General features: G+C 64.7%; 10 protein-coding genes and 1 riboswitch. Of the genes, 7 read left to right on the top strand and 3 right to left on the bottom strand.

All coding sequences use genetic code 11. From position 1 onward, the window contains the following. Positions 1-112 precede the first annotated feature (112 nt). Positions 113-1,168 carry a GGDEF domain-containing protein gene (locus AC1Q6Z_RS21585; protein ID WP_492649226.1) on the top strand — a complete coding sequence of 352 codons (1,056 nt, stop codon included), beginning with the start codon at positions 113-115 and terminating at the stop codon, positions 1,166-1,168. A 55-nt stretch (positions 1,169-1,223) separates the two neighbouring features. On the opposite strand, the gene AC1Q6Z_RS21580 is transcribed toward AC1Q6Z_RS21585, so the two are convergent. Further along, positions 1,224-1,829 carry a DUF6656 family protein gene (locus AC1Q6Z_RS21580; protein WP_492649225.1) on the bottom strand — a complete coding sequence of 202 codons (606 nt, stop codon included), beginning with the start codon at positions 1,827-1,829 and terminating at the stop codon, positions 1,224-1,226. A 300-nt stretch (positions 1,830-2,129) separates the two neighbouring features. Next, positions 2,130-2,359: riboswitch (cobalamin riboswitch) on the top strand. A gap of 108 nt (positions 2,360-2,467) precedes the next feature. Between AC1Q6Z_RS21580 and AC1Q6Z_RS21575 the strand changes: the two genes are divergently transcribed. After that, on the top strand, positions 2,468-3,712 hold the full coding sequence (locus tag AC1Q6Z_RS21575) for an aromatic ring-hydroxylating oxygenase subunit alpha (RefSeq protein WP_492649224.1): 1,245 nt from the start codon (positions 2,468-2,470) through the stop codon (positions 3,710-3,712). 1 nt (position 3,713) lies between these two features. Next, positions 3,714-4,811: an FAD-binding oxidoreductase gene (locus AC1Q6Z_RS21570; RefSeq protein WP_492649223.1), complete on the top strand. Its 1,098-nt coding sequence runs from the start codon at positions 3,714-3,716 to the stop codon at positions 4,809-4,811. A gap of 8 nt (positions 4,812-4,819) precedes the next feature. On the opposite strand, the gene AC1Q6Z_RS21565 is transcribed toward AC1Q6Z_RS21570, so the two are convergent. Both AC1Q6Z_RS21565 and AC1Q6Z_RS21560 read right to left on the bottom strand, forming a co-directional pair. Continuing rightward, positions 4,820-5,473 carry a metallophosphoesterase family protein gene (locus AC1Q6Z_RS21565; protein ID WP_492649222.1) on the bottom strand — a complete coding sequence of 218 codons (654 nt, stop codon included), beginning with the start codon at positions 5,471-5,473 and terminating at the stop codon, positions 4,820-4,822. A 16-nt stretch (positions 5,474-5,489) separates the two neighbouring features. Continuing rightward, the gene (locus AC1Q6Z_RS21560) at positions 5,490-6,584 is read right to left on the bottom strand and encodes a glycoside hydrolase family 25 protein (RefSeq protein ID WP_492649221.1); all 1,095 of its coding nucleotides are present in this window, start codon (positions 6,582-6,584) and stop codon (positions 5,490-5,492) included. A 233-nt stretch (positions 6,585-6,817) separates the two neighbouring features. Between AC1Q6Z_RS21560 and AC1Q6Z_RS21555 the strand changes: the two genes are divergently transcribed. The 4 genes from AC1Q6Z_RS21555 (at position 6,818) to mcpU (ending at position 12,529) form a co-directional block, all read left to right on the top strand. After that, on the top strand, positions 6,818-7,384 hold the full coding sequence (locus AC1Q6Z_RS21555) for a BA14K family protein (protein ID WP_492649220.1): 567 nt from the start codon (positions 6,818-6,820) through the stop codon (positions 7,382-7,384). A gap of 163 nt (positions 7,385-7,547) precedes the next feature. Next, positions 7,548-9,320 (top strand): acyl-CoA dehydrogenase family protein, encoded by a 1,773-nt coding sequence (locus AC1Q6Z_RS21550; protein ID WP_492649219.1) that lies wholly within the window; start codon positions 7,548-7,550, stop codon positions 9,318-9,320. Between the two features lie 153 nt (positions 9,321-9,473). Beyond that, complete coding sequence (locus tag AC1Q6Z_RS21545) at positions 9,474-10,229, top strand: crotonase/enoyl-CoA hydratase family protein (RefSeq protein WP_492649218.1); 756 nt, start codon at positions 9,474-9,476, stop codon at positions 10,227-10,229. 209 nt (positions 10,230-10,438) lie between these two features. After that, a complete protein-coding gene (gene mcpU, locus AC1Q6Z_RS21540; RefSeq protein ID WP_492649217.1) occupies positions 10,439-12,529 on the top strand; it encodes a methyl-accepting chemotaxis protein McpU in 2,091 nt (696 codons plus the stop codon). Positions 12,530-12,633 lie beyond the last annotated feature (104 nt).

Genomic DNA, 12,633 nt, shown 5'->3' with positions numbered 1-12,633 from the left:
GGAAATGCCAAGGGCCGGCCGTTTGCCTAAAATGCGAGCGACCCGATTAGAGCGACCGAAAGCGGGGGCTGTTACGAAGGTGTGAAAAGTCCCGCACACAGGTCCCGCATTGATGGCTCACAAGAAATCCTCGACGACCGATATCGCGCTCCGCGTCGCAACGGCCATGAAGCAGATGGGCATCGATGGCCTGCCGCGCAATTACGAGCTGGTCTACGAGGCCTATGCCGGTGCCAACCCGGATCTGGTGCGCGATTTCATCGCTCTCGGCAAATACAAGACGCAAGCTGCTTTGGACGAGCTCGGGCGCAAATACCTGCCGCACCAGCACGAGGCGAGCGTGCTGCAACGCTCCGCCGGCGCGATCAGCAGCGAGATGGGCAATTTCATGGAGCTGCTCAGCCAGGAGCGCTCGTCGCTGTCCGACTACGGCCGCCTGATCGGCGAGGCCTCGCAGGTCATCCGCAGCGCGGCGGGCGAGGGCGCGCTCGGCTCGTCGCTCGAAGCCCTGCAACGGGCGACCGAGCTGCGTGTCACCCACACGGCGGAAATGGCGGAAAAGGTCGCCGCGCAATCGGCCGTCATGGACAGCATCCAGAAGGAGATGGCGGAGTTCGAGGCGATGAAATTCGTCGATCCGCCGACCAAGCTCGGCAACCGCCGCGCCTTCAACAAGGCGCTCGCCCGCATCTATTCCAATCCGGACCTGCCGATGCTCTGCGGCGTCGCGGTCGCGGAGGTCGATGCCGACCGCCGCTTCTCACCCGCGCAGATCGAAGCCCTGTCGGAGCACCTCGTGAGCTTCTACGGCGGGCTGATCCGTCAGGTCTTCCCGGCCGGCGAGCTTGCCGTGCGCATCGATGGCCTGCGCTTCGGCTTCCTGTTCCACACCGCCGACGAAAGCGAAGTGACGCGGCTGATCGACCTGCTGCGCGCCGCCTTCCAGACGATGGCGCTGCGCGATCCGCGCACCGGCCGCAACCTCGGCCACCTGACGCTTTCGGCCGGTGTCTGCATGTCGGACCGCGCCGACAGCGCGCTCGACCTCTCGTCGGCCTGCGAACGGGCGCTTGCGGAGGCAAAGGGAGCGGGCGGGGATCTCGTGATCGTCTATGGCCGCGGCGACGAAGTGCCGGCGGGCAAGGAATGGCTGCTGTATAGAGCCTAAAGCATGTCGCGCAAAAGTGTGCAGCGGTTTTGCGATAACGACATGCGTTCTAGCTTCAAATGGCGCGGATGATCTTGCGGAGCGCCTCGTCGCGGGCGCCGAGCAGCAGCACGTTCTTCATGGCGAGGGCGGGATCGTCCGTGCGAAAAATCACGCCGTTGCCGCGCACCTTGCGGTCGATCCGCAAGCGGCCTTCCTCGTCGCCGGGCACGATGGCGACGGCGAAATACATGCGGCCCGGCTTCTGCGAAATGCCGGCGAAGAACTGCTCCTCGTCACCGATGTCGGCAAAGAAGTTCGCCATGTAGAAGGCCCATTGCACGCTCTCGAATTCGGCAAAGCGCGAATTGGCGACGGTGATGTGGCAATAGCCGAGATGCGGCGTGCGGGCGAGCGTGCGGTGGAAGATCAGTTTGGGAAATTGGATCGAGCGGTGGAAACCGTTGATGCGGTCATGCGTGACCGTGCCCGCCCGTTCGAGCTTGCGCCCCGTGCGTTCTGCGACCTCCTGGTAGGTGAGGTAACGCTTCTCGCTCGGCAGCCAGTCGAGGTTGCGATCGATGCGGCCGGTGCGCAGGAATTCCGTGTGCACGGCGGATTTGGGCGGGTTCGCGCGCTTGTAGGCGACGGCGTCGTAATATCGGAACTTCGTCTGCTGCACGTGGCGAGCACCCCATCCTAGCGCCTTGATCGGGGAGAAGTTTATGCAAACGACGTTAAACAATTCTTTCCGGTCCGCTCCCCATTCCTCGCAGGCAAGTGCTATGGGTCGCAATATGACAAGAGCATGATCGTGGGCTGCAAACTGCCGAGGGGATGGGCATTTTGCCGCAAAGCTAGGCATATCACCCTGACATATATGCAGAAATCTCGGCGTCCCGCTTTTTAACCACGCGAAAATCCTGTCGCCAAATCATGATGGCATGTCGTTTTTCGACATGTCGCGCGACGATTCTTGCGGTTAGATAAGCTCACTCAAGGTGCCACGCTCCTGAAAAGAGTTTGGAGAATTGGGAAGCCGGTTAAAATCCGGCGCTGCCCCCGCAACGGTGTTGGAGCAAGACGCGGCATACGTCACTGGACGGGAGGTCTGGGAAGGCGCCGCGACGGTTCGAAGAGGAATGACCCGACAAGGTCATGCCCCGCAGAACGCTCCTCAGCCCGGAAACCAGCCTGGAGAAACGATCGTGACTGGCTGCGGCGGGCGGCTGGGAAGCGTGCATTCCGTGCGGTTCGCTGCCCGGATGCCGTCTTCTTCCGTGCGCCTCAGCCCCCATTTAGATTATCCGAGGATCCGGCATGGACATTCGCAGCGACGTGCTCCGCAAGCTCAAGAACCGGCGCGATGGCTACAGCCTCGAGCAGGCCTTCTACATCGACCCCGACCATTACAAGCTCGACATGGAGACGATCTGGTATCGCGACTGGCTGTTCATCGGCCATGATTGCGAAATCCCCAAGGCCGGCAATTATTTCACCGTCCAGGTCGGCGATTATCCCGTCGTCATCACGCGCGACCGCAAGGGCACGGTGCGCGCGCTGCACAATTCCTGTCGCCACCGCGGCTCGCGCGTCTGCAACCAGCAGAAGGGAACGTCGGCAAAGCTCGTCTGTCCCTATCACCAGTGGACCTATGAACTTGATGGCTCGCTGCTCTTCGCCCGCCACATGGCGGAGGATTTCGACAAGACGCAGCATAGCCTGAAGCCGATCCACTGCGAGACGGTCGGCGGCTACATCTTCATCTGCCTGGCCGATCAGGCGCCGGATTTCACCGCCTTCCGCAATCTGGTCGAGCCCTATCTCGCGCGCCATCGCCTCGGCGAAACCAAGGTCGCCTTCGAAAGCACGATCATCGAAAAGGGCAACTGGAAGCTCGTCTGGGAAAACAACCGCGAGTGCTACCACTGCGCCGCCAATCATCCGGAACTCTGCCGCACCTATCCGGAAGCCCCCAGCGCCACCGGCGTGCAGGGCGCCAAGGACGATCCGGTCATCGCCGAGCATTGGGCGAAGTGCGAGGCGGCCGGCCTGCCGAGCGAGTTCCGCATGTCGCCGACGGGCCAGTTCCGCGCCGCGCGCATGCCGCTCATCCAGGACGCCGAGAGCTACACCATGTCCGGCGCGCGCGCCGTCCAGCGCCCGCTGTCGAGCGACGTGCTGGAAAGCCATATCGGCACGCTGCTGCTCTTCCACTATCCGACGACGTGGAACCATGTGCTGGCCGACCACGCCATCACCTTCCGTGTCATCCCGCTTGGCCCTGAGCTGACGCAGGTCACCACCAAGTGGCTCGTCAACAAGGATGCGGTGGAAGGCATCGACTATCGTCTCGACGAGCTCACCCATGTCTGGACCGAGACCAATGACCAGGACCGCCGGATCGTCGAGGAAAACGCCTTCGGCATCCGCTCGCCCGCCTACCAGCCCGGCCCCTATTCGCCGGAGGACGAAGGCGGCGTCATGCAGTTCGTCGAATGGTATGCCAACTTCATGATCGAACGGCTCGACGGCGCCAAAAAGCCGCTCTCGCGGGTGGCCTGACATGACGGTCGCGAGCCATTTCCACCATTTCGACGAACTCCATCCGTGGAACGATCGCCAGCACCTCCTGGAATGCATCGCCGTCACGGCGGAGACGACGGATGTGATGACCTTCACCTTCCGCTCGGATCGCGACAACTGGTTCCGCTACCTGCCGGGCCAGTTCGTCACGCTGGAACTGCCGGTGTCGCCGGACGATCCGGTGATGCGCACTTATACGCTGTCCTCGACGCCCTCGCGCCCCTTCGCCGTCTCCGTGACGGTGAAGGTGCAGAAGAATTCGATCGGCACGCGCTGGATGTTCGACAACCTGCGCCCCGGCGTGAAGCTCAAGGCCTTCGGCCCGCTCGGCGACTTTTCCTTCGTGCGCTATCCGGCGGAAAAGTACCTGTTCATCTCGGCCGGCTCCGGCGTGACGCCGATGATGTCGATGACGCGCTGGATGTCGGATTGCGCGCCGCAATCGGATGTCGCCTTCGTCACCTGCGCACGCAAGCCGGAGGACCTGCTGTTCAAGGCGGAGCTCGAATGTCTCGCCGCCCACATGCCGAACCTCGCGCTCGGCTTCGTCGTCGAGGGCCACAATCCGCGCGACGGCTGGCACGGCCTGCGCGGCCGCATCGATGCCGCCCGGCTCTCGCTGCTGGCGCCCGATTTCCGTGATCGCACCGTCTTCTGCTGCGGCCCGGAGCCGTTCATGCGCGGCGTGCGCGATATGCTGAAGGTCTGCGGCTTCAACATGGAACGCTACCACGAGGAGAGCTTCCAGCCGGCGGCCGCACCCGCGCCTGAAGAACTCGCCATCCGCGGCGGTGCGGGCGAGGTGGATGCGGAGGCGATCTCGAACGTCACCTTCACCATGGCCGGCAAGGACGCCAAATGCCCGCCCGGCCAGACGATCCTGCAAACCGCCCGCGCAGCCGGCGTGCGCATCGGTGCCGCTTGCGAGGGCGGCCTGTGCGGCACCTGCCGTGTCATGAAGGTCTCCGGCGAGGTCGACATGCGCCACAACGGCGGCATCCTCGACGACGAAATCGAGGAAGGCTACATCCTCGCCTGCTGCTCGCGGCCGATCGGGGATGTGTCTATCGAGGCGTGAGGAGGAGTTTATGCGTCGCCGGTGGCCGCAACCTCGATGAAGTCGATCGGCGCGCCGGCGATGGCATCATCGAATACAGCGCATACAAGCTTCCCGCCGAAAACGCATGCGGCATCCACATTTGTGCGATTGCCAATCGTGACGGGATTGGATTTGGAAGGCGTGTGGCCGTGCACCACATGCCGGTTCCAATAGTCGCCGGCTTCATCCGGCGGAAAGCGATGCCACAACAGATCGCGCGGGCTTTGTTTGTCCAGCGGGAATAAAGGCAATACGCCGGCATGGACGAAGATCCGGTGCGTATCAACATGGATAAGTGGAAGCCTTGTGGCCCAGTCGAGGTATTCCGCTGGTACCTTGCCCCCGAACGACATTTCTGTCTCGACGCCACCATTGTTGAGCCACAAGTCGCGGTCGCTTCGTCCGTCATAAGCGCCGCACATCATGTCCTCGTGGTTGCCCATCAGGCAAATCCAGTCGAAGCCGGTGGGTGGGCCCGCGATCAGCCGGTCGAGGACAGCGCTGCTGTTCGGGCCACGGTCAATATAGTCACCTAGAAAGACAATATTGCCGTTCGAAGCATAGGTCTCGATCCGGGCGAGCAGTCTGTTCAGGGGATCGATACATCCGTGGATATCGCCGATGGCGAATGTATAGGCCATGCGTAGGCACCGGCTTTCAAAAATCCTGGTAGTTTAACGGCGTCACGTCGACCACGCGCTGGCCGACCGCCGCAGTCGCAGCCCCCTTGGCGGCGAGGCCGGCGCGGACTTCGGCTGTTACCGTCACCGGGAACGACGTCGTCGTGCCGGAGGCGAGCGTGACGGCGCCGGTCGTCTGTGCCTCGGCGCCGATGGAGGCTGCGGCCTCGACGGTCGCTTTGAACGCGCCGCCGGTGGGAATGGAGGCGGTGAGCATCTCGTCCACGGGCTCGAAGGGTTTTTCCGGCACCAGGCCGCCGAAGGCCCAGGCTTTGCCGAGTGCGGCCTTGCTCATCGGCGCGACGTTGACGTCGATGTCGTTGAGCGCGCCTTTCACGCGGTAGGGGCAGCGGCGCTTCGAGCAGTTGACGCCGGCGGAGAACTGCCAGAGCGCATAATTGTCCCAGTTGCCCATCGGGAAGGCGCCCTCGATGCCCGGCTTGTAGCGGGCATACCAGAGCGGAAGGCGCGACAGGATGCGGTATTCGTCGCGGTGCGCGGCGATATAGCGCGCGGTCGAATGGTTGGTGTAGAGCACCGGATAGCGGCCCGTGCGCGTCTTGATATGGCCGGCAAAGACCTGCGCATCTTCGAGCGACATGTAGGTGTCCGGATCGATGCCCTCGACATCCAGCACCATCATCTCGTCGTCCTGCGGATTGGCATAGCCGAGGAAATGGTTGGCCTGGTCGACCGGGTTGCCCGGCCGGGCGAGATGATAGGCGCCCCACAGCAGGCCCTTCGAGCGCGCGAGCAGCCGGCGGGTCTCGTAGAGTTCGCGGCTCACCGCATATTTGCGCCACATGGTCTTGCAGTGCGCCACCGTATCGCCGCTGTGCTCGCCCTTGCAGCTGTAGCTTTCCGGCAGGCCGTCGGAGGCCTTCGAGATGAAGCCGGCGATGCGCTTGTCGGACAGCATCTCCGACCAGTCGATCTCGTTCAGCTCGTAGGCATCGATGACGATGGCGTTTTCCGGCTTTCTCCACGGTTCCACATCGACCGCGCGGGCCGAAAAGGGCAGGGCCGCCAGCAGGATGAGGGCCGCCAGGCCGGAAAGATGCTTCGGGTTCATGGACGCTCCTGTTCGAATCCCGCGCCGGATCAAGCGAGCATGGTGAACGAGACATGGTTAACGGAGCGCTAATCCGCCGAAGGTTCCAGAACAAGGCTCCCGAATTTGTGACGAGCCGAGCCATTGAAACGCGCGCGGGAAGACCGCATATGGAACGAAAGGGACTCTCGTGCGTTTCGCGTTCAAATTGCCATTCGAGCAAATGCTGAAGGGCACGCCTAGGGAGAATTGTCATGAAGTTTATCAATAAAGTCCTTGCGGTGGCGATGTCGGCGCTTTTCGCCGCCACGCCGGTCGTGCCGGCAAGCGCCATGCCGCTTCCCGTCGCGAAGATCCAGACGACAGCCACCGAAGGTGGCACCTCGGTGCAGCTCGTGCGCGATCACAACCGCCGTATCTGGCGGCGCGGGGGGAGCACCTGGCGCGCTGAACGCTTTGACCGCGGCCGCAACTGGAGCAACAATCGTGGCTATCGTGAAAGCCGTCGCTGGCGCGGCCGTGACCGTAATGTCGGCTGGCGCGGTGACCGCGGCTACCGCAACGGTTGGTATCGTGGCCACCGTGGCTACCGCTACCAGCGCAGCGGTTACCGCTACCACAATGGCTTCTGGTTCCCGCTGGCCGCATTCGGCGTTGGCACCGTCATCGGCGGTGCGATCGCCAACGACCGCGGCTATGTCGGTGGCGGCGGCTCGCATGTGAACTGGTGCGCAAACCGCTACCGTTCGTATCGCGCCTACGACAACACGTTCCAGCCCTATGGCGGCCCGCGTCGCCAGTGCATCTCGCCCTATAGCTAAGGGTTGATTTTAAAGTGCCGGACGGTCCCCCCGGCACAGGAAGCAGGCTGACCGGTCTAACCACCGGCCGGCCTGTTTCCGTTTGGGGATTTGCGTCGGAAAAGTTGACGTTTACGTAAAAATCAATAATCTGCCCGCCAGCACGTCGTGGAGGAGGATAGTCATGTACAAGGCGCCGGTCGAGGAGATTGCGTTCACGCTGAAACATGTGGCGGGGCTGGCACCCGCGCTGGAGGGCGGCCATCTCGGCGATCTCACGGACGACCTCGTCGATGCGATCCTCTCCGAAGCCGGCCGCTTCGCCACCGACGAAGTGGCGCCGCTCGCCGAGATCGGCGACAAGCAGGGCGCCCGCTTTGCCGACGGCGCGGTGAAAATGCCCGACGGCTGGCCGGCGCTCTACAAGGCCTGGGCGGAAGGCGGCTGGAACTCGCTGACCGCTTCTCCTGATTTCGGCGGGCAGGGGCTTCCCCACATGCTGCATGTCGCGGCGCTCGAAATGTGGAACAGCGGTTCCATGGCCTTCGCGATCGGCCCGACGCTGACGATCGGCGCGATCGAGGCGCTGACGGTGCACGGTTCCGAGCACCTGAAATCCACCTATCTGCCGAAGATGGTCTCGGGCGAATGGATGGGCTCGATGAACCTGACCGAGCCGCATGCCGGCTCCGACCTCGGCGTGATGAAGACCCGCGCCGAACGCCGCGACGACGGCACCTACCGCCTGTTCGGCCAGAAGATCTTCATCACCTATGGCGAACACGATTTTACGGACAATATCGTGCATCTCGTGCTCGCCCGCCTGCCGGATGCGCCGGCCGGCACGCGCGGCATCTCGCTCTTCCTCGTGCCGAAATTCCTGGTCAACGAGGATGGCTCGCTCGGCCCCCGCAACGATGCCCATTGCCATTCGATCGAACACAAGCTCGGCATCCACGCCTCGCCGACCTGCACGATGATCTATGGCGACGGCCGCTTTGGCGCGGAGGCCGGCGCGATCGGCTGGCTGGTGGGCGAGGAAAACCGCGGCCTCGCCTGCATGTTCACCATGATGAACAATGCCCGCCTCGCCGTCGGCATGCAGGGCGTGGCGATCGCGGAAGCCGCGACGCAGAAGGCGCTCGCCTATGCGAAGGACCGCACGCAGGGCAAGGCGCCCGGCTGGCAGGGCTCGGGCATGAGCCCGATCATCGAACACCCGGATGTCGCCCGCATGCTGTTGACCATGAAGGTGCTGACCCAGGGTGCGCGCGCCATCACCTATGCCTGCGCTCATGCCGTCGACCGGGCGCATGGCGAGGAGGCGAAACACTGGAGCGAGCGCGCCAGCCTGCTGACGCCCATCGCCAAGAGCTTTGCCACCGATGCCGGCGTCGACGTCTCTTCGCTCGGCGTGCAGGTGCATGGCGGCATGGGCTTCATCGAGGAGACGGGGGCCGCTCGCCTGTTCCGCGACGCCCGCATCGCGCCGATCTACGAGGGCACCAACGGCATCCAGGCGATTGACCTCGTCACGCGCAAACTGCCGCTGTCGGACGGTGCTCATGTGCGCGGTTTCATTGCCGAACTGCGCGAGATCGCCGCCAAGGCCGGGGCCGCCAACACGCCGGCACTTGGCGAAACCGGCGCGCGCCTGGAGGCCAGCATCGCCAACCTCGAAGCCGCCACCGAATGGCTGCTCACGACACTCGCGGAAGGAAAACAGGCCGAAGCGCTCGCCGGCGCTACCCCCTACCAGCGCCTCTTCGGCCTCGTCCTGACCGGCGCCTACCTTGCCAAGGGCGCGCTCGCCGACGGCGGCGACGGTCGCAACGCCGAACGCGCCGCGCTTTGCCGCTTCGGCGCCGAGAACATCATCGGCGAAACGGCGGCTTTGCGGGATCGTGTGGTGTCGGGTGCCGCGAGCCTCGCGGCGGCGCGGACGGTTCTGGGCTGAGGCAGCCGCTACCCCCTCTGCCTGCCAGCGTTCCCCCTGATGGGGGAGATTGGCAGCGAGTTGGAACCCTGCTCAAATCGAAACGACGCGCCCGGCCTGCCGGGGGAAACCTGCCGAGGGCGGCACGGACATCATTCGCAAGAAGAGGACACAATGACCGACCACATCCTGATCGAACGCCCGGAAAACGCGCCCGGCGTCATGGTGATCCGCCTCAACCGCCCCGACAAGAAGAACGCCATCACGCGCGCCATGTACCAGGCGATGACCGATGCGCTGACGGCTGGTAACGCGGACGAGGCCGTGCGGGCGACTGTCTTCCTCGGCTCCGAGGGCTGCTTTTCCGCGGGCAACGACCTCAACGACTTCATGGCCTTCGCCATGGGCGGCACGATGGGCCGCGAGGTGATCGATTTCCTGCATGCGCTCGCCGCCCACGGCAAGCCGCTGGTCTCCGGCGTCGATGGCCTGGCGATCGGCATCGGCACGACGATCCACCTGCATTGCGACCTCACCTATGCCTCGATCCGAACGGAGTTCCGCACGCCCTTCGTCGATTTGGCGTTGGTGCCGGAAGCGGCCTCCAGCCTGCTGGCGCCGCGCCTGATGGGCCACCAGCGCGCCTTCGCGCTGCTTGCGGCGGGCGACGGGTTTTCCGCGACTGCCGCACGCGATGCGGGCCTCGTCTATGCCGTCGTCGAACCGCGTGCAGTCGAAGAACAGGCGCTTGCCGCCGCAGCGCGCCTTGCCGCCAAGCCGCCGAAGGCGCTTTCGATCGCCCGCAACCTCATCCGCGGCGACCGCGGCGAAGTGGCGACGCGCATCGACGAGGAGGCGGGGCATTTCGCGGCACAGCTGAAAAGCCCGGAAGCGCGCGCCGCCTTCGAGGCCTTCATGGCGCGCCGCTGAGCGGATTTCCGTAGCCGAAAGGGGCTGGCTGCAATTTGTGGTCTATCAATTTTAAGAGGGCCTTAAACACGTTTTCCTAGGGTGCGGCCATTCTCCGGTGCTCCGTGCCGGCGGCCGCATGATGCGCCCGACACTCGCCTTTCCGGCATGCCGTTCAGCACCATGCGCCCGCCGTCCTGGCGAGGCGCTTCCGAAGGAACATCGCGCCCATGTCCAAGCGCTCCAATCTGATGACGCGCATCCTTGTCGTCGCGTCGCTCGTCGTCGTCGCCGCCTTCACCGGCTTCTCCCTCTATATCGATAGCCTGCAGCGCGGCGTGCTGACAAACTCCGTCGAGGAAAGCATCGACAGTTCCGGCAAGCAGGCCGCCCAGAGCATCGCCAACTGGCTGAACGCCCGCGTGGCGCTGACCGAAATGGCCGGCAACGCCGCCGGCAAGGCCAATGACCCCGCCGGCATCGAGGCGGTGTTGCAGAACGACGTGCTGGTCGGCCAGTTCATGACCACCTATGTCGGCGACGAGGCGGGCACCTTCACCATGTGGCCGAAGTCGGACATGCCGGAAGGCTACGACGCGCGCCAGCGCCCCTGGTATCAGGATGCCGTGAAGGCGAATGGCAGCGTGCTGACTGAGCCTTATACCGACGCCTCCACCAACGACCTGATCATCAGCGCCGCGACCCCGGTCAAGCGCGACGGCAAGCTGCTGGGCGTCGCCGGCAGCGACTTCTCGCTGAAGTCGCTGGTCGACATGGTCAACTCGGTCGATCTCGGCGGCACGGGCTTCGCCTTCCTCGTCAACAAGAACGGCCAGATCCTCGTGCACCAGGACAAGGCGCTGGTCACCAAGACCCTCGCCGATGCCTTCCCGCAGACGACACCGGCCATCGGCGGCGGCATCACCCATACGGACTATGCCGGCAAGCCCGTGCTCGTCTCCTTCGTGCCGGTCACCGGCCTGCCGTCGGTCGAGTGGTATCTCGGCTTCACCATCGACAGCGGCATGGCCTATGCGGCGATCAACCAGTTCCGCATCGCGGCGACCATCGCCACCATCCTTGCCGTCGTCGTCATGATGGGCTTCCTTGCGACCGTCCTGTCGCGCCTCGTCGTGCGCCCGGTCACGGACATGACGGGTGCCATGGACAAGCTCGCCGCCGGCGATGTCCGCGCCGAAATCCCCGGCCAGGAACGCACCGACGAGATCGGCCGCATGGCCGCCGCCGTCGCCGTCTTCCGCGCCAATGCCATCGAGCGCACGCGCCTCGAAAACGCCGCTGAGGAGGGCCGCGTGCTTTCCGAAAGCGAGCGCCGCGACCGCGAAGCCCTGAAGGCCCGCGAAGTGGCCGAAATCCAGCACGCCGTCGAGGCGCTGGCGGATGGCCTCGGCCGTCTTGCCGAGGGCGATCTCGCCCACCGCATCGACGCGCCCTTCGCCGGCCATCTCGATCGCCTGCGCACCGACTTCAACCACTCCGTCACCAAGCTGCACACGGCGATGACGACGGTCGGCCAGAACGCCCGCGCCATCGATGCCGGTGCCACGGAAATCCGCTCGGCCGCCGACGACCTCGCCCGCCGCACGGAACAGCAGGCCGCCTCCGTCGAGGAGACCGCTGCCGCACTGGAGGAGATCACCACGACGGTCAAGGACTCGACGCGCCGCGCCGAAGAGGTCGGCTCGCTCGTCTCGCGCACCCGCACCGGCGCCGAAAAGTCGGGCGAAGTGGTGCGCCGCGCCGTCTCGGCCATGCAGGGCATCGAAAAGTCCTCGGGCGAGATCTCCAACATCATCGGCGTCATCGACGACATCGCCTTCCAGACCAACCTGCTGGCGCTGAATGCCGGCGTCGAGGCCGCCCGTGCGGGTGAAGCCGGGAAGGGTTTTGCCGTCGTCGCGCAGGAAGTGCGCGAGCTCGCCCAGCGCTCGGCCAACGCGGCCAAGGAGATCAAGGCGTTGATCACTGCCTCCGGCGAACAGGTGCGCTCCGGCGTGGCGCTGGTCGACGAGACGGGTGCGGCGCTCGAAGCGATCGTGCGCGAGGTGCAGGAGATCAATGGCCACGTCAACGCCATCGTTCTCTCCGCCCGCGAGCAATCGACCGGCCTCCAGGAGATCAACACCGCCGTCAACACCATGGACCAGGGCACCCAGCAGAACGCCGCCATGGTGGAAGAACAGACCGCCGCCAGCCACGGCCTCGCGACCGAAGCAGCCGCCCTCAACGCGCTGCTGGCGCAGTTCCGGCTGGGTGGCGGCGCAAGCTACGCCGCCACGCCATCCCGCCGCGCGGCATAATCCGCAGTCTCACGTTAAGAAAAAGGCCCGGGATCGTTCCCGGGCCTTTTTATTTTGGCATTTCCGGTCAAGGCCTTAGCGGGTATAACCAGGTTCCGCATTGC

Source organism: Shinella sp. GW835-FHT14H05 (assembly GCF_058793575.1).
Note: the sequence above shows the minus strand (reverse complement) of the source record. Positions and strands in the feature narration are given on the sequence as shown.